The 15,354-nt window shown below is 68.6% G+C and carries 17 protein-coding genes; 5 read left to right on the top strand and 12 right to left on the bottom strand.

From position 1 onward, the window contains the following. Positions 1-19: 19 nt before the first annotated feature. The 7 genes from AX750_RS20400 to AX750_RS20430 all read right to left on the bottom strand — a co-directional run bounded on the left by AX750_RS20400 (position 20) and on the right by AX750_RS20430 (position 5,629). Positions 20-538, bottom strand: a complete 519-nt coding sequence (locus tag AX750_RS20400) for a chemotaxis protein CheW (RefSeq protein WP_066722089.1) — start codon at positions 536-538, stop codon at positions 20-22. Continuing rightward, a complete protein-coding gene (locus AX750_RS20405) occupies positions 535-2,478 on the bottom strand; it encodes a chemotaxis protein CheA (protein WP_067254914.1) in 1,944 nt (647 codons plus the stop codon). The genes AX750_RS20400 and AX750_RS20405 overlap by 4 nt, the downstream gene beginning before the upstream one ends. Beyond that, positions 2,375-2,821: an Hpt domain-containing protein gene (locus tag AX750_RS20410; protein WP_067254916.1), complete on the bottom strand. Its 447-nt coding sequence runs from the start codon at positions 2,819-2,821 to the stop codon at positions 2,375-2,377. Before AX750_RS20410 ends, AX750_RS20405 begins: the two co-directional genes overlap by 104 nt. Positions 2,822-2,830: 9 nt before the next feature. Continuing rightward, positions 2,831-3,190 carry a response regulator gene (locus AX750_RS20415; protein ID WP_066722085.1) on the bottom strand — a complete coding sequence of 120 codons (360 nt, stop codon included), beginning with the start codon at positions 3,188-3,190 and terminating at the stop codon, positions 2,831-2,833. A 5-nt stretch (positions 3,191-3,195) separates the two neighbouring features. Next, the gene (locus tag AX750_RS20420) at positions 3,196-3,477 is read right to left on the bottom strand and encodes an STAS domain-containing protein (RefSeq protein ID WP_066722083.1); all 282 of its coding nucleotides are present in this window, start codon (positions 3,475-3,477) and stop codon (positions 3,196-3,198) included. 161 nt (positions 3,478-3,638) lie between these two features. After that, positions 3,639-4,106, bottom strand: a complete 468-nt coding sequence (locus tag AX750_RS20425) for a response regulator (protein WP_066722081.1) — start codon at positions 4,104-4,106, stop codon at positions 3,639-3,641. A gap of 68 nt (positions 4,107-4,174) precedes the next feature. Next, entirely contained in the window at positions 4,175-5,629 is a 1,455-nt protein-coding gene (locus AX750_RS20430) for a methyl-accepting chemotaxis protein (RefSeq protein ID WP_066722079.1), read from the bottom strand. Between the two features lie 242 nt (positions 5,630-5,871). Between AX750_RS20430 and AX750_RS20435 the strand changes: the two genes are divergently transcribed. After that, complete coding sequence (locus AX750_RS20435) at positions 5,872-6,618, top strand: superoxide dismutase (protein WP_066722077.1); 747 nt, start codon at positions 5,872-5,874, stop codon at positions 6,616-6,618. A gap of 144 nt (positions 6,619-6,762) precedes the next feature. Further along, positions 6,763-7,755: an iron exporter MbfA gene (gene mbfA / locus AX750_RS20440; RefSeq protein ID WP_066722075.1), complete on the top strand. Its 993-nt coding sequence runs from the start codon at positions 6,763-6,765 to the stop codon at positions 7,753-7,755. A 105-nt stretch (positions 7,756-7,860) separates the two neighbouring features. On the opposite strand, the gene AX750_RS20445 is transcribed toward mbfA, so the two are convergent. The 4 genes from AX750_RS20445 to AX750_RS20460 are packed head-to-tail and all read right to left on the bottom strand — an operon-like array spanning position 7,861 to position 11,761. Then, complete coding sequence (locus AX750_RS20445) at positions 7,861-9,255, bottom strand: AtzE family amidohydrolase (protein ID WP_066722073.1); 1,395 nt, start codon at positions 9,253-9,255, stop codon at positions 7,861-7,863. After that, on the bottom strand, positions 9,252-9,476 hold the full coding sequence (locus AX750_RS20450; RefSeq protein ID WP_066722071.1) for a DUF4089 domain-containing protein: 225 nt from the start codon (positions 9,474-9,476) through the stop codon (positions 9,252-9,254). Before AX750_RS20450 ends, AX750_RS20445 begins: the two co-directional genes overlap by 4 nt. Further along, positions 9,473-11,089, bottom strand: coding sequence for a regulator (locus AX750_RS20455; RefSeq protein WP_066722069.1), 1,617 nt, complete (start codon positions 11,087-11,089; stop codon positions 9,473-9,475). Before AX750_RS20455 ends, AX750_RS20450 begins: the two co-directional genes overlap by 4 nt. Before the next feature lie 33 nt (positions 11,090-11,122). Beyond that, positions 11,123-11,761: an isochorismatase family cysteine hydrolase gene (locus tag AX750_RS20460; protein WP_066722255.1), complete on the bottom strand. Its 639-nt coding sequence runs from the start codon at positions 11,759-11,761 to the stop codon at positions 11,123-11,125. Positions 11,762-12,079: 318 nt separating this feature from the next. Here AX750_RS20460 and atzF point away from each other — a divergent pair, with 318 nt between their 5' ends. The 3 genes from atzF (at position 12,080) to AX750_RS20475 (ending at position 14,623) form a co-directional block, all read left to right on the top strand. After that, positions 12,080-13,876 (top strand): allophanate hydrolase, encoded by a 1,797-nt coding sequence (gene atzF, locus AX750_RS20465; protein WP_066722067.1) that lies wholly within the window; start codon positions 12,080-12,082, stop codon positions 13,874-13,876. Between the two features lie 70 nt (positions 13,877-13,946). Next, complete coding sequence (locus tag AX750_RS20470; RefSeq protein WP_066722065.1) at positions 13,947-14,189, top strand: type II toxin-antitoxin system Phd/YefM family antitoxin; 243 nt, start codon at positions 13,947-13,949, stop codon at positions 14,187-14,189. Further along, the gene (locus AX750_RS20475) at positions 14,189-14,623 is read left to right on the top strand and encodes a PIN domain-containing protein (RefSeq protein WP_066722063.1); all 435 of its coding nucleotides are present in this window, start codon (positions 14,189-14,191) and stop codon (positions 14,621-14,623) included. Before AX750_RS20470 ends, AX750_RS20475 begins: the two co-directional genes overlap by 1 nt. 9 nt (positions 14,624-14,632) lie before the next feature. Here AX750_RS20475 and AX750_RS20480 read toward each other — a convergent pair whose 3' ends face one another. Beyond that, positions 14,633-15,319, bottom strand: coding sequence for a GntR family transcriptional regulator (locus tag AX750_RS20480; RefSeq protein WP_066722061.1), 687 nt, complete (start codon positions 15,317-15,319; stop codon positions 14,633-14,635). Between the last annotated feature and the right edge of the window lie 35 nt (positions 15,320-15,354).

The following is a 15,354-nucleotide window of genomic DNA, read 5'->3' on the forward strand; positions in this document are numbered from 1 at the left end:
GCCCGTCTTTGCTTGAGGTTCAGCTTGCGCGGGCGACCTTCGCCACCTGCTGACCCTCGGCGCCACCGTCGCGGATCACCGCCGCGAGGTCGAGCAGCGCGACGATGTCGGTGTCGAGCAGCACGAGCCCTTCGATCAGGCCGTGCTCGTCACGCTCCAGATCCGGCGCCGGGCGAACCGCGCTGACCGGCACGTCGACGATATCCGACACCGAGTCGACCAGCAGGCCGGCGACCTTGTCCTCGACATCGACGACGACGATCACATGGGTCGCGGTGGCGTTGGTGGTGCCGAGGCCGATCGAGGTACGCAGGTCGTAGACCGCCAGGATCACGCCGCGCAGGTTCAGCACGCCGCGGACATGCGGAGCCGCATGCGGCAGCGGGGTCGTGGCCTGCCAGCCCTTGATCTCGCGGACCATTCCGACATCGATCCCGAAGGTGCGATCGCCGACCTTGAAGGTCACGATCCGGCGCGCCGCGGATTCCGGCTGCGCCGACGAGAAGTGCTTTTCGCCGAGTTGCAGGGTCATGGTCATCCAGCCAGTTTCAGTTCGGTTGCGGGGTTGCGCTCGCCGGAGGCGGCGAGGCGGAGCATGGAGTCGACGTCGAGGATGAGGGCGACGAGGCCGTCACCCAGGATGGTCGCGGCGGAAGCGCCGTGGACCGTGCCGTAATTGCCTTCGAGGCTCTTCACGACGACCTGCTGCTGGCCGACGATCTCGTCGACCGCGATGCCGACATTGTCGCCGCGTTCGGTCTCGGCGATGATGATGATGTTCTCGTTGCGCGTGCCGGACGAGCCCATCACGGCGCCGAGGCGGTGCAGCGGAGTGATCTCGCCGCGCCAGCGCAGCACCTCCTGGCCGAAGGTGAGATGCTCGATCGGCGTCGAGGCCAGGTGCTGCGTCTCGATCACGCTTGCGATCGGGATGACGTAGCGGTCCGAGCCGCAGCGGATGACCATGCCCTCGAGCACGGCCAGCGTCAGCGGCAGGGCGAGGGTGAACTTGCAGCCCCGACCCGGCTCGGAATCGACGCTGATGCGGCCACCGAGCGATTCCACGTTCCGGCGCACCACGTCCATGCCGACGCCGCGGCCCGAGACGTCGCTGATGACCTCGGCGGTGGAGAGGCCGGCGGCGAAGATCAGCTGGTCGATCTCCTCCGGCGCGAGCTTCTCGTCGGCACCGACCAGGCCACGCGAGCGGGCCTTGGCGAGCAGCTTGTCGCGGCCGATGCCGCGCCCGTCGTCGGTAACCGAGATGACGATGCGCCCGGCGCGATGCTCGGCGATCAGCTTGATCGTGCCTTCCGGGCTCTTGCCGGCGGCGATGCGGTCTTCCGGCGTCTCCAGCCCGTGATCCATCGAGTTGCGGATCATATGGGTCAGCGGATCAGCCAATTCCTCGATGATCGTCTTGTCGACCTCGGTGTTCTCGCCCTCGAGCACGAGGCGCACTTCCTTGCCGAGCGTCTGGGCCAGTTCGCGGACGAGGCGCGGCATGCGCTGGAACACGGCCTTAACCGGCTGCGCGCGCACCGCCATGACGTGGTCCTGCAGCTCGCGGGTCTGGCGCGAGAGCGTCAGGATGCCTTCGGCGGTCTTGGCGTAGACGTCGTAGGGCAGCGAACGGACGCATTCGACGAGCATGGACTGAGTGATGACGATCTCACCCACCAGGTTCATCAGCTTGTCGATGCGGTCGAGATCGACGCGGACGCTGACGGCCTGACGCTGGCGCGCGGCTGCGGCGTCGTTGGCAGGCGCGCGGGCCGCAGGCTTGGGCGCGGCCGGTGCTTCGGCGGCGGGCTTCGCAGCCGGCGCGGGCGCAGCCGGCTGGATGTCGGGCTGCGCGGCCGCGGCCGTGGCCGGGCCGAGCTTGGCAAGGATGGCCGAGAGATCGGCCGCAACCGAGCCGGGAACCTCGCCGCTGGGTGCGGCGGGGGCGGCCTCGGCGGCCGGGGCCGGAGCGGCGGCTGCGGCGGAGGCCTCCGACAGAATCTCGATCTGGAATTCTTCGGTCGCCAGCGTGAAGTCGAAGCGGCTCGCGATCTCCTCGACCGAGAGCTCCGTCCTCATCGTCACGACGAAGCGCATGAAGCAGTCTGAGACGTCGATCGTCTCCAGGGCCGGGACATGGCTCAGATCGCAGGCGATCGAAACGATGTCATCGGCGGGCAGGGAGGCGAAGACGACGCGGGGCTCGATGACGCGGCGGAACAGGTCCGCCTCCGGCGAGATGCGCAGCACGACATCGCGGCCGGGCTTCTGCGAAGCGGCGGGAGCGTCGTCCCAGCCGGAGTCGGCAGGGGCCGCGGTCTTGGCCTCGACCATGGCGAGCAAATTGCCGAGCGCCGCGACGCCGGGCGGATCATCGCTCGCCGCGGTCGGGGCCGCGGGCGCGGCGGGCGCCGGAGCGGCGGCCTTCGGCGCCTCGCCGGGAGCCTTGCCGACCTGCTCGAGCGCTTCCAGCATCGGGGCGCGGCCGGGCCGGCTCGTCGTTGCGGGCGGCGGAGACGAGGTCCGCGACGGCATCGGAGCAGCGCAGGAACAGCGTGAAGGGCGCGTCCTCGATGGCGACGCGGCCCGACCTCAGATGGTCGAGCGAGGCCTCGAAGACATGCGCGAAGGAGACCAGTTCGGTGCAGCCGAAGGCGCCCGCGCCGCCCTTGATCGAGTGAATGGCGCGGAAGGCGGCATTGACATCCTCAGGGTCCGTCGAGCCTTCGTCCAGCGCCTGCAGGCGCGATTCGAGCGCCCCCAGGAGCTCTTCGCACTCCTGGAAGAAAGTCTGCTTGAGTTCGGCCAACGGATCCATGGACAGGCCTCAGTTCTGGTAGCGGGCGACGAGGCCGAGCAGGGTGTTGGGCTCGAACGGCTTGACCATCCAGGCGCTGGCGCCGGCGCGACGACCCTCCGCCTTGATCTCGGCGCCGTTTTCCGTGGTCAGCACGATGATCGGCGTGTTCTGGCCGGCCGGGCGGGCGCGGCAGGCACGGGTGAACTCGATGCCGTCCATGAGCGGCATGTTGAGATCGGTGATCACCAGGTCGGGCTTGAACTGGTCGAACTTCACCAAGCCTTCCTCACCGTTCTCCGCCTCGGCCACCTCGTGGCCGGCATTGCGCAGAGTCAGGCTGAGCAGACTGAGCAGGGTCTTGGTGTCGTCGATGGCGAGGATGCGCATTCAAATCACTCCAGAACGAGAGCGCTGTGAGCGGGATCGAAACCGATCGCCCGCAGGGATTCGCGGCACTCCGCGGAAGCTGCCCTCAGCGAGACGGACAGCCCCCGCGCCTTCGCGCTGGTCGCGGCGGAATGCAGCAGCTGGATCCACAGGCTGGGCAGCGGCCCGGCCTCGGCACATTCCACGGCGATGCTTTCCTTCTGCTCCAGCGCGACGAGCAACTGGTTGCGGAAGGTGGCCGCTTCGGAGCGGCCGAGGAAGGCGGGGAGCGATACGGTGATGACCATGTGACACGACCCAGGATTGCGCCAATCAGCATCGCGGCAGACTGGTAAAAATTTCCCTAACCACACGACGTAGCGTCAACTTTTTGGGCAGGGGGGTGTCCGGAGTGCCACAGCAGGGCGTTTGACGCTGCGTCAAGGGCAAGGGAATACTGCCGAATTTGTCAGAAGATGGCGTTGCTGATGGCGCGCGGGACGAGCGTGATGCTGCCATTCGCCTCGCGGTACTTGCGCGGGATGTTGATGATGCCCGAGAGATGGAGCCAGAGGTTGTTGGGCGAGATCGGCTTGGTGATGATCTCGTGCGCGCCGAGCTTTGCCGCCTGCACGACGGAGCGACGGTCCGGCTTCTCCATCATCACCAGCACCGGAGCCTTGGCGAAGGGCGAGGTCTTGAAGGAGCGAATCGCAGCCAGACATTTGGTGCTGCCATTATCCGGCAGGTCCCAGTCCAGGATCACGATGTTCGGCTGCTTCTGGATGAACATCGTCGCGGCGGAGGGGAGGTCCGATGCCTCGAAGATGCGATGCAGCTGCGCCTGGTAGAGCATCGTTCGCACGATGCGCCGGTAATGCGGGCTCGGATCGATCAGGAGCACCGACAGATTGGGAAAGGACGGCGCGATATGCATGACGCGGGGCCCGACAACTCACTCTACAACGACTGACGCAACAAAACCGGTCGGCTGGAAGGGCCTCGCTACACGTTCAGGCCGAAGCGGAACCCGCCCCAGTGCCGGCCCTTGACCATGATCGGCGCCGAGAGATCCTCCATCACCAGGAACTGGCCGCCACCCATGTCGCGGCGATAGGTCTGGAGCAGGAAGGGCTTGCGGTTGCGGGCCGCCGCCAGGCCGGTGCGGTCGTTGAAGATGCGCCGGTTGCGGCAATTGGCGTTGTTCCAGACCGGGTCCTGGCTCTGCGGATGCGCGTATTTCAGATTGTGCGTCGGCAGGAAGCCGTTGCGGTCCACCGCCGCGCAGAACACGATGCGCCGATTGGAGGCCAGCAGCGGCTCCTGGATCGGCGGCAAAATCCGGTCGCAGAGCTTCACGAACCGCGTCATGTGCTGCACCGGGTCGGTTCCCGGGATCGGCTGGTAGGCCTCGTCGAAGAGGTCCGCGGGCGTGACCTCGCCGCGGTCGAGGGCCTGCTCGAACAGCAGGCCGATCTGCGTGGCCGTCTCCATCGCCGTCGCGATCAGCTCCGATTGGGCGGTGCGAACGCCGGAGGCGGCGATCGCGCCGAGGATGCCCTCGCTGATCGACACCAGCGCCTCGGCCCGTTGCGAGGCCTTCTCGAGGTTCTCGCTGGAATGGTCGACGCCCTCCACGAGCGCCTTGAGATCCTCGCTCACCTTCGCAAAGGCGACGGCGTTATCGCGGGTCGGGTTCGAGATCGCGTCGATCTCGCCGATCAGTTCGACCACCGAGCGGCTGAAACTGTCCAACTCGCCGATCTGCAGGGAGATCGAGCGGCTTTCATGGCTCGCGCGCTGCGCCGTCTGGGCGTTCTCCTCGCTCTTGCTCGCGAGTGTATCGACCGACTTGACCAGCGCATCGAGCTGCTTGGCGCTGAGAGCGGTGGCGTCGCGCGTCTGCTCGGCAAGGTGCTTCACCGCAGCGGCGATGACCGCGAAGCCGCGTCCGGCGGCGCCGCTGCGAGCCGCCTCCACGCCGGCATTGATCGAGAGCAGCTGGATTTCGCGGGTAATGGCCTGGATGGCGTCGCTAGACGCCCGCACCTTGTGCGCGTCGGTTACGGCCTGCGACAGCGCCTCGGAGATCGACTGGGCGCCCTGCGACAGCGCCTCGATGTCCGACTGGGCCGAGTTCAAGCCCTGGCGCACCGCGCCGGTGACGCGCTCGAGCCCGTGACGCACGGCCGAAGCGGTGGTCTGGGCACCCTCTGCCGCCTGCTCGATCGCGCGGTTGGCGCGCGAAACCTGATCGACCGCCGTCACAACGCGGTGAAGGCCATGGGTCTGCCCGTCGAGCTGGCGCGTCACGTCGCTGATGCGGCCCGAGATATCGGTGATCTCGACGCCGAGCTTGGCGAAGCGCTCGGCGATGTCGCGGACGGCCCGCTCCGCCGCCGCCTCGGTCGGCATGTCCTCATTGGCCGGCTCAGGGGCGGTTCGCGCAAGCGCATGCATGGTAGGCGGGTCCTTTTCGGGCCTCGGCATTCCTACCGAACCCTAGCGAAACGCGGTAAACCGAGGGTTAACTCAACTTTTGGGCGTAGCTTCATGAGAGCGTCCCGCCCGACCCGCCCTGCAGCGACCGCGACCGGAGGAACCGCGCGGCCCGAGAATCCGTATATGCTCTGCATCCGCGCACGCGGCTCCGGCATAACGTTGGGGCAATCCGATACCGCGACCGCTCATGGAGGATCCCGATGAAGACCACCGCATCCCTGTCCCGCCGCTCGCTCCTCGGGATCGGCGCCGCCGCCCTCGCCGTGAGCGCCGCTCCCCGCGTCTGGGCACAGGCCGCCGCCCCGGCCGCGCCGGCTGGCCCCTTCTCCCTGCCCAAGCGCGCCTATGAGGCCGCGGCGCTCGAGCCGCATATCGACGCGATGACCATGGACATCCATTACACCCGCCACCACGCGGCCTTCGTCACAGCCCTCAACAACGCCGCCAAGGACCATGGCGTCCTCGCATCGAAGCCGATCAACGAACTTCTCGGCGACATCGGCTCGTTGCCGGAGGCGGTCCGCGTGCCGATCCGCAACGCCGGCGGCGGCCACGCCAATCACAGCATGTTCTGGGAGATCATGGGGCCTGGCGCCGGTGGCGCACCCACCGGCGACGTCGCCGCCGCAATCACCAAGGATCTCGGCGGATTCGACAAGTTCAAGGCCGATTTCGAGGCGGCGGGCCTGCGCGTCTTCGGCTCGGGCTGGGTCTTCGTCACGGTCGACAAGGCCGGCAAGCTGACGCTGGCGAGCAAGCCCAACCAGGACAGCCCGCTCATGGACAAGCAGATGGTCCTGCTCGGCAACGACGTCTGGGAACACGCCTATTACCTGAAGTACCAGAACCGCCGCGCCGACTACCTCAAGGGGTGGTGGAACGTCGTCAACTGGGCGAAGGTCAACGAGCGCTACGCCGCTGCCAAGGCCGGCAAGCTGACCGTCTGAGCGACCCAGTCTCGCGAACAGGATCGATACCCGGCCCATCGGCCGGGTATCGTCATTTTGGGCATGCCTGACGCCTGCCCTGCGCGCTTGCATCGACAGGCCAGCCGCCCTAATTTAGAACTATTCTAAATTATGAGGCGCTCGATGCTCTCTCGTTTTTCCCTTCCGGGTTTTGGCGGCAAGCGTCGCTTCGACGAACTCTCCGAGAAGGAGGTCCTCGCCCTGGCGATCGCCTCGGAGGAGGAGGATGGCCGCATCTACGCGATCTACGCCCAGAAGCTGCGGACGGCCTATCCGGCCTCGGCCGCGGTGTTCGACGGCATGGCGAGCGAGGAGGACGGCCACCGTCAGCGCCTGCTCGCGCTCTATCAGCAGCGCTTCGGCGACGTCGTCCTGCCGATCCGGCGCGAACATGTCGCGGATTTCTACACACGCAAGCCGGTCTGGCTGGTCGAGAACCTCGGCCTCGACCAGATCCGGGCCGAGGCCGAGGATATGGAGCGGCAGGCGCGCGACTTCTATGTCGCGGCTGCCGGCCGCTCGACCGATGTCGAAACGCGCAAGCTCCTCGGTACGCTGGCGGCGGCCGAAGCCGGGCATCAGGCCAAAGCCCAAGGCCTCACCGCCGAGCATCTCGGCGGGGATGTCCGCACCGACGAGGACCTCGCGGCCAAGCGCCAGTTCGTGCTGACCTGGGTCCAGCCGGGCCTGGCCGGGCTGATGGACGGCTCGGTCTCGACGCTGGCCCCGATCTTCGCCACCGCCTTCGCGACGCAGGACCCGCATACCACCTTCCTGATCGGCCTCTCGGCCTCGGTCGGTGCCGGCATCTCGATGGGCTTCACCGAGGCCGCCCATGACGATGGCAAGCTCTCGGGCCGCGGCGCGCCCTGGAAGCGGGGCCTCGCCTCGGGCGTGATGACCACGCTGGGCGGGCTCGGCCATGCCCTGCCCTATCTGATCCCGCATTTCTGGACGGCGACCACGGTGGCTCTGATCGTCGTCTTCATCGAGCTCTGGGCGATCGTCTGGATCCAGAACCGATACATGGAGACGCCCTTCCTGCGCGCCGCCTTCCAGATCGTGCTCGGCGGCGGGCTGGTGCTCGCGGCGGGCATCCTGATCGGCGGGTCCTAGTCGCCCGTCATGCTCGGGCTTGCCCCGAGCATCTCTTGCAAAAAGAGACACCTCTGTCGGGAAGGGCTTCTTGGGTCCGCGCAAGCGCGGCCCGAGCATGACGAACTAGCCGAGCACCGGCGCCCTCGCCTCGCACACCCCCTCCCGCTGGAGCGCGAACGCCGCCCGCAGGCAGAGATCCTCGCGCCAGGGCGCGGCGATGATCTGCACGCCGATCGGCAGCCCGTCGCCGAACACCGGCACCGCCGCGACGGGCAGGCCGATCGCCGAGATCGGCTGGGTGAAGAGTCCGAGATTGGGCCGCAGCGGCACGGTCTCGCCGCGCAGTTCGAGCGTTTTCTGACCGACCAGCGGCGCCGGACAGGGCGTGGCCGGCGCGATGATCAGATCGACATCGGCGAAGACCCGCATCATCTCGTCTTGAAACCAGCGCCGCGCCCGCTGCGCCTGGACGTACCAGGCCGCCGGCAGCATCGCCCCGGCGAGGAAGCGGTCGCGGGTCTCGGGGTCGAAATCATCCGCCCGCGCCCGCAGACGGTCGAGATGGAAGGTCGCGCTCTCGCTGTTGGTGATGAGGAAAGCGGCGGCGCGAGCGATCGCCGCGCCCTCCAGCGCGACCGTTCCCGTCGCGCCCAGCGCCTTCGCAACAAGCGCCACGGCCGCAGCTGCCTCCGGCATGCCGTCGGTCGCGAAATGCCCGCCCGCCACCGCGATCCGCAAGCCACCGAGACCCGCATGCAGCGACGGCAGCGCCGGTTCGACCGGCCGCTGCGCGCAGGCCGGATCTTGGGCATCCGGTCCCTGCAGCGCGTCATAGGCGGTCGCCAGGTCGGTAACGTCGCGCGCGAAGGGGCCGAGATGGTCGAGCGAGTCGCAGAAGGGGAAGCTGCGCGTGCGCGGCAGCCGCCCATAAGTCGGCTTCAGGCCGAAGACGCCGCAGAGCGAACTCGGCACGCGGATCGAGCCGTTGGTATCGGAACCCAGCGAGAGCGGGCTCAGGCCGGCCGCCGTTGCCGCCCCCGAGCCGGAGGAGGAACCGCCGGCCATGCGGGCCGGGTCGTGCGGGTTGCGGCAGGGCCCGTCATGGGCGTTCTCGCCGGTGAAGTCATAGGCGTATTCGCCCATGTTCAGCCCGCCGAGCAGCACGGCGCCCGCCGCCGTCAGCCGCTCGACCAGCACCGCGTCGCGCGCGGCCGGCTTTCGCTCGCGATTGATCTTCGAGCCCGCCCGCGTCGGCAGGCCTTCGATATCGAACAGATTCTTGGCCGCGAAGGGCACGCCCGCCAGCGGCCCGAGCGGCGCGCCGGCAGCGCGAGCGGCATCGACAGCACGCGCCTGCGCCAGCGCCCGCTCGGCGGTGACATCGGTGAAGGCGTTGATGGCGGAATCGAGCGAAGCGATGCGGGCGAGGAAGGCTTCGGTGACCGCCAGAGCCGTCACCTCCCCCTCCCGGACCTGCGCCGCAATGCGGTAGGCCGGCGCGAAGACATCAAGGCTCACGCGCTCGCCTCCGGCGCGCCCGGCCGGAACACCGGGGCGAGTTCGAGCGAGGCTTCGTCGATCGGCGCGGCGCGGACGATCTCAGCCATGCCATGGGCGATGGTGAGGAACTGCAGCACCACCGGCCGCTGCGCATCCGTGATGGTCAGCCCCAGCACCGGCGCCATCGCGTCGCAATGGCGCGCGGCGTCGAAGGCCGTCTTCGGATCGGCTCCGCTCATTCCGCCGGCTCCAGCTGGGCGCGAGGCTCGGTCGTCATCGTCTTGGCTCCGCTTTCCGCCGCGAGGCTCTTGCCGCAATACCAGAGGAACCCCGCGACCATCGCATAGGCGAGGCTGATCGAGGGCGTGACGCCCAGCCCCTTGCCGATGCCGATCGCCTCGCCATGCATCAGCCCGAAATAGGTGAGGATGGCGCCAGCGGCCGCAAAACCGGCGGCCTGCACGAACTGCTTCTCGATGACGAAGACGGCGATGGCACCGAGGACGAGCCCCGACAGGATCGCCCCGCCGCCCATCAGTTCGAGCCCGTGATAGAGCACGCCCATATTGGCCATCTTGTCGATGCCGACAGCCGCCGCGTTCGTGCCCGCGGCGCCCAGCGCCCCGTCGATCTGCACCTTGGCCCAGGCCGCCAGATGCGGCGTTACCGCCAGGACAATCGCAGGGGCATGGCTGGTCGGCGTGGTCTGGAAGGCCTGCGCGCCGATCAACATGCCGATATAGAGCAGGATCGGCGAGATCGCGACGATCGGGATCAGCGCCAGCAGCAGCGCGACGATGCCGAACCAGCAGAGCACGATCACGATCAGCCCGGTGGCGGCCGAATAGCCGATGCGCCCGCCCATCGCCTTCCAACCGGGATGGCCGATATAGACGGCGTTGATGAACGGGTTGCCCATCAGGCAGCCGATCAGCGAGACGACGCCGTCGGCGGTCAGCACCCGCGTGGTCGGGTAGTGGTCGCCGGCAGCTTCCGCGCTCTCGACATTGTCCATCGCCTCGACGAGATCGTAGATGCCGAAGGGGATGGCCGTGACCAGGATGATCCCGAGATAGGTGAAGCCCGAGAAGACGTGGTCGAAGGCCGGCACCGGCAGCGAGAAGCCGAAATTCGAGAAGGCCGCGCCGAGCTTGGCCAGCGAGAGCCCGCCGACATCGAGCCCGATGAGCGAGGATCCCCAGGCGATCACGAGGCCGAAGGCGATCGCGACGAGCCCGGCCGGGATGCCGCGCGGATAGCGGATGCCGCCGAACCAGCTCACCAGGATGATCGCCAGGCACACCAGGCCGATCGCCGGCGTCAGGAAGATCTCCAGCGCCGGCCGCATCGAGATGAAGGCGATCGAGACGCCCGCCAGCGTGCCGAGCAGCGCCGCGCGCGGCGTGATCTTGCGGATGTAGGGCGCGATGAAGCCGCCGATCATCAGGATGAAGCTCTGGAAGAACACCCAGACGAGGCCCGCCTCCCAGCCCTTGACGGGATCGCCGGTCATCGTCGCGATCGGCAGCATGATCACGAAGGTGACGACGAACATGTGCGGCACGCTGATGCCCGAGGGCAGCGCGCAGACATCGTCCCGACCGGTCTCCTTGGCGAGCTTCCAGGCCAGCCAGGCATAGTAGCCGGTCGAGAGCGCCATCATCAGCCCCAGCGCCGGCAGGATGCGCCCGTAGATCAGCTCCGTCGGCATCTTCAGGACGAATTGCAGGAGCCCGGTCAGCACCAGCAGGTTGACCAGGATGTTGGTCCCGAAGCCGAACAGGGCGTTCCAGTCGCCCGGTGCCCAGAGCTTCGGTGAGGTCGTCGTCGCGCTCGCCGTCGTCGTCGCCATGTCCCCCTCCTGTCCCGGCCTCTCAGCCCCTCATCAGGCCGCCTTCTCCCGCCCGGAGAGCGCGGCCAGCACCTCCGTCGTCGTCGAAACCCAGCCGAAGATTCCGCCCTGGGCCGCGATCATCTGCAGACCCACCTCGTGGAATTCGGGGAAATAGGAGGCGCAGGCATCGCCCAACACGAGGCAGCGATAGCCCCGGTCATTCGCCTCGCGCACCGTGGTGTGGACGCAGACCTCGGTGGTGACGCCCGTCACCATCAGCGTCTCGATGCCGCGGTTGCGCAGCATCAGCTCGAGATCGGTCTGGTAGAAGGCGCCCTTGCCGGGCTTGTCGATCACCGGCTCGCCGGGCAGCGGCGCCAGCGCGGGGATGATCTCGTGCCCCGCCTCGCCGCGGATCAGGATGCGCCCCATCGGCCCGCAGGCACCGATGCGCTTGTCGGCCGGGCCGCGCAGGACCTTGGCCGGCGGCGCGTCGGCGAGATCGGGCCGGTGCCCCTCGCGGGTGTGGATGACGAGCAGCCCCGCCGCCCGCGCTGCCGCCAGGATCGCCCGGCAGGGCTCGACCGCCGCCACCAGCCGCGAGACGTCGTTGCCGAGCGCGGCGCCGAAGCCGCCGGGCTCGAGGAAGTCGCGCTGCATGTCGATGATGATCAGCGCCGTGCGCGCCATGTCGACGCCGAGCGGGAAGGGCCGGGCAGGAATGTCGATGCGGCTCACGGTGCGGCGCCCCCGATCGCGGATCAGCGGAACGGGCTTTGCAAGGCCCGTGCCTGAGCGCGAGTCAGCGCCGGAAGCGGAATCGGATCATGAGAAGCACAGCCGAACCCATTGCCGGAACGAGACAATTCCGGCGATTCGAAATCTGAGCCGAAACGACCTCGGCCCGCCGCATTCGACAAAGCGGCGGACGAGCGCATTCGTTGCATAATCCTTGCATGCAACTCCTTGAGTTTTGCCTAATCGATAGGCGCTGCGAAAGAGAGCCCCGTGACGACCCTGACCAGCCTGCTCGACGCCCATCTCGATGGCAGCGCCACCATCCCCCAGACCATCGCCGCCTGCTATGCCCGCCACCGCGCCCATGGCGACGCGGCGATCTTCATCACGCTGCGGCCCGAAGCCGAAGTGCTGGCGGAGGCTGAGGCCCTGCAGGCGGAGGGACCGCGCGGCCGTGCGTTGTGGGGCATCCCCGTCGCGGTGAAGGACAATATCGACGTCGCCGGCCTGCCCACCACCGCGGCCTGCCCCGCCTTCGCCTTCACGCCCGCACAGGACGCGACCGTCGTCGCCCGGCTGCGTACGGCTGGCGCCATCGTCATCGGCAAGACCAATCTCGACCAGTTCGCCACCGGCCTGAACGGCTCCCGCTCGCCCTATGGCGTACCGCGCAATGCGCTCCGCGCCGATCTCGTCCCCGGCGGCTCCAGCTCCGGCTCGGCAAGCGCCGTCGCAGCCGGCATCGTGCCCGCGGCGCTGGGCACCGATACGGCGGGCTCGGGCCGCGTACCGGCGGGACTGCAGAACCTCGTCGGCCTCAAGCCCAGCCTCGGTCTCGTCTCGACGGCGGGCGTCGTGCCGGCCTGCCGCACGCTGGACTGCGTCTCCGTCTTTGCCCTGACCGTCGAGGATGCATGGGCGGTGCTGTCGGTCGCAGCTGGCCCCGATGCCGGCGATCCTTGGTCCCACGCCCTGCCGCTGGGCCGGCGAGGCGCGGTGCCGCCAAAGCTCAGAATCGCCGTGCCCCGCCCGGAGGATCTCGACGTCGCGGGCGATGCCGCAGCCGCCGCGAGCTTCGCCGCCGCGGTCGAGCGCGCCAAGGCCCTCGGCGCCGAGATCGTCCCGCTCGACATGGCGCCGTTCTACGAGACCGCGCGCCTGCTCTATGAGGGACCCTGGGTCGCCGAGCGCTATCTGACGATCCGCGATCTGCTCGCGAAGGACCCAGAGGCGATCCTGCCCGTGATCCGCCAGGTCATCGCCGGCCGGCCTTTGCCCGATGCGGCCGAGACCTTCGCCGCGCGCTACCGCGTCGCCGAACTCGCGCTGGTGGCGAAGGCGGCGATGAAGGGCATCGACGCACTGATGGTGCCGACAGCGCCGCGCCCGGTGACGCTGGCCGAGATGGCGGCCGACCCTGTCGGCGCCAATTCGCTGCTCGGGCGCTACACCAATTTCGTCAATCTGCTCGATCTTTGCGCGCTGGCCATCCCCGCCAGCCTGTCGGCCGACGGCACGGCGGCGGGCGTGACCCTGATCGCTCCGGCCGGGCATGATGCCGTGCTCGCGGGCATCGGGCAGGCGCTCCACGCCGCTGCGGGGCTGCCGCTGGGCGCGATCGGCCTGCCTCATCCCGCCGCGACACCCGCGCCGGTTCGGGCCGCGCCCGACGCCATCGAGATCGCCGTCGTCGGCGCGCATCTCTCCGGCATGCCGCTGAACCGGGAGCTGACCGACCGGGGGGGCAGCTTCCTGCGGGCGACCACGACCACTGCGGACTACCGACTCTTCGCCCTGCCGGGGGGACCGCCGGCGCGGCCAGGCCTGATCCGTGTCGGGGCCGGCGGCGCCGCGATCGCGCTCGAGGTCTGGTCGCTGCCGCCGGAGGGCTTCGGCCGCTTCGTCGCCGGCATCCCCTCCCCGCTCAGCATCGGCACGCTGGCGCTGGCCGACGGCACGAGCGTCAAGGGCTTCCTCTGCGAAACCATCGCGACCGAAGGCGCGCGCGACGTGACGACATTCGGCGGCTGGCGCGCCTTCGTGGCGGCGCAGGCGAAGGTGGGGTGACGGCAAAGCCGGACTTCGCCGAACAGCGTGCACGTGATAAGGTCACCTGTAGTCACCGTGGGAGATCGCGATGAAGGAAGTCCAGTTGCGGGAGGCGAAGGCGTCCCTCTCCGCTCTCGTCGACCGTGCCGTCGCCGGCGAGCCTGCGCTCATCACCCGGCATGGGCGCAAGGAGGCGGTCGTGCTGTCTTTCGCCGAGTATCAGCGCCTCGCCAACGTGCCGAGTTTCGAGGAGCTGCTGGCCGCCTTTCCCGGCGAGCCTGGCGATATTCCCGATCGGGATCGGTCTTCGCCGCGCGAACTCGAGTTCTGATGTACCTGCTCGACACCGACATGCTTTCGGCGTCGGCTCCGACCAAGGCCCAGCAACACGGCCCGTGGCTGGATTGGCAGGCTCGGGCCAAGGGACGGCTTTTTCTGTCCGCGATCACCATCGCTGAGGTGGAGAGCGGCATCTGCGCGTGCTTGCGTCGTGGCGCGACCACCAAAGCACTCCGCCTGCGGCAGTGGATCGATGCGATGGCCCATCTCTACGCCGGACGTATCCTGCCGTTCGATCTTAATGTCGCCTATGCCGCGGGGCCGTTGCTCGATCGGGCTCGCGCTCACGGGACGGGGTTCGCCGACATTGCAATCGCCGCCACGGCAGCCGCACACGGTCTGATCGTCTTGACCGGCAACGAGAGGCACTTCCGCCCCCTCGAGGTCGCCTGCATCAATCCCTTAAGGGAACTGCCGCCGCTGTGAGCCGCCCCCTCACCGCGTCTCCGCATAGCTCCTGAACGCATCCCTGACGATACCGATATGGGCGCGCATCGCCTCCTGCGCACCCGGCTGGTCGCCACGCAGGATCGCCTGCACGATCAGCTCATGCTCCCGATAGGAACCGCCGAGGCGGCCCGTGGCGCGGAACTGCGCCCGCCGGAACGGCGCGACGCGGGTGCGCGTCATCAGCGTCAGCTCGGCGAGATAGCCATTATGCGAGCCGGCATAGATCGCGGCGTGAAAGGCCTCGTTCTTCGCGTGATAGCTGGCCGGGTCGCCCTCATGGACGAGCAGCCTTAAAGCCTCGTGCAGGGCTTCCAATGCCCGCCGCTCGGGCACGGTCATGTTGCGGGCGGCGAGCCCGGCGCAGAGCGCCTCCAGCTCCGCCATCGCCTCGAACATGTCGTTCAACTGGCGGGGCGTCGGAAGCGCCACCACCGCGCCGCGATGCGGCCGGACGCTGACCAGCCCCGAGGCCGACAATTGGCGGATCGCCTCTCGCACCGGCGTGCGCGACACGCCGAAGCGGGTGGCGAGTTCCTGTTCGTCCAGCGGCGTCCCCGGCTCGAGCTGGCCGGAGACGATCGCATCGGACAGCTGCAGCCGCAGCGCCTCGGTGCGCGTCACCGGCGCGGTGGCGGCCCTTGCGGTTCGGACGGGGGCGGAACCTGGCTGCATGACCCTGTCGCCGTCGGGGAAAGGTGGGGCGGGAG

It is taken from the genome of Methylobacterium sp. CCH7-A2 (assembly GCF_001557075.1).
GTDB lineage: Bacteria > Pseudomonadota > Alphaproteobacteria > Rhizobiales > Beijerinckiaceae > Allobosea > Allobosea massiliensis.

Coding starts and splice junctions, on each gene's coding strand:
- AX750_RS20455 (WP_066722069.1), bottom strand. CDS start 11,089: ATGGCGACGACGACGGCGAGCGCGACGACGACCTCACCGAAGCTCTGG.
- AX750_RS20405 (WP_067254914.1), bottom strand. CDS start 2,478: ATGCTGGAAGCGCTCGAGCAGGTCGGCAAGGCTCCCGGCGAGGCGCCG.
- AX750_RS20400 (WP_066722089.1), bottom strand. CDS start 538: ATGACCATGACCCTGCAACTCGGCGAAAAGCACTTCTCGTCGGCGCAG.
- AX750_RS20450 (WP_066722071.1), bottom strand. CDS start 9,476: ATGAGCGGAGCCGATCCGAAGACGGCCTTCGACGCCGCGCGCCATTGC.
- mbfA (WP_066722075.1), top strand. CDS start 6,763: ATGCTCTCTCGTTTTTCCCTTCCGGGTTTTGGCGGCAAGCGTCGCTTC.
- AX750_RS20460 (WP_066722255.1), bottom strand. CDS start 11,761: ATGGCGCGCACGGCGCTGATCATCATCGACATGCAGCGCGACTTCCTC.
- AX750_RS20475 (WP_066722063.1), top strand. CDS start 14,189: ATGTACCTGCTCGACACCGACATGCTTTCGGCGTCGGCTCCGACCAAG.
- AX750_RS20415 (WP_066722085.1), bottom strand. CDS start 3,190: ATGCGCATCCTCGCCATCGACGACACCAAGACCCTGCTCAGTCTGCTC.
- AX750_RS20435 (WP_066722077.1), top strand. CDS start 5,872: ATGAAGACCACCGCATCCCTGTCCCGCCGCTCGCTCCTCGGGATCGGC.
- AX750_RS20430 (WP_066722079.1), bottom strand. CDS start 5,629: ATGCATGCGCTTGCGCGAACCGCCCCTGAGCCGGCCAATGAGGACATG.
- AX750_RS20410 (WP_067254916.1), bottom strand. CDS start 2,821: ATGGATCCGTTGGCCGAACTCAAGCAGACTTTCTTCCAGGAGTGCGAA.
- AX750_RS20480 (WP_066722061.1), bottom strand. CDS start 15,319: ATGCAGCCAGGTTCCGCCCCCGTCCGAACCGCAAGGGCCGCCACCGCG.
- AX750_RS20470 (WP_066722065.1), top strand. CDS start 13,947: ATGAAGGAAGTCCAGTTGCGGGAGGCGAAGGCGTCCCTCTCCGCTCTC.
- AX750_RS20425 (WP_066722081.1), bottom strand. CDS start 4,106: ATGCATATCGCGCCGTCCTTTCCCAATCTGTCGGTGCTCCTGATCGAT.
- AX750_RS20420 (WP_066722083.1), bottom strand. CDS start 3,477: ATGGTCATCACCGTATCGCTCCCCGCCTTCCTCGGCCGCTCCGAAGCG.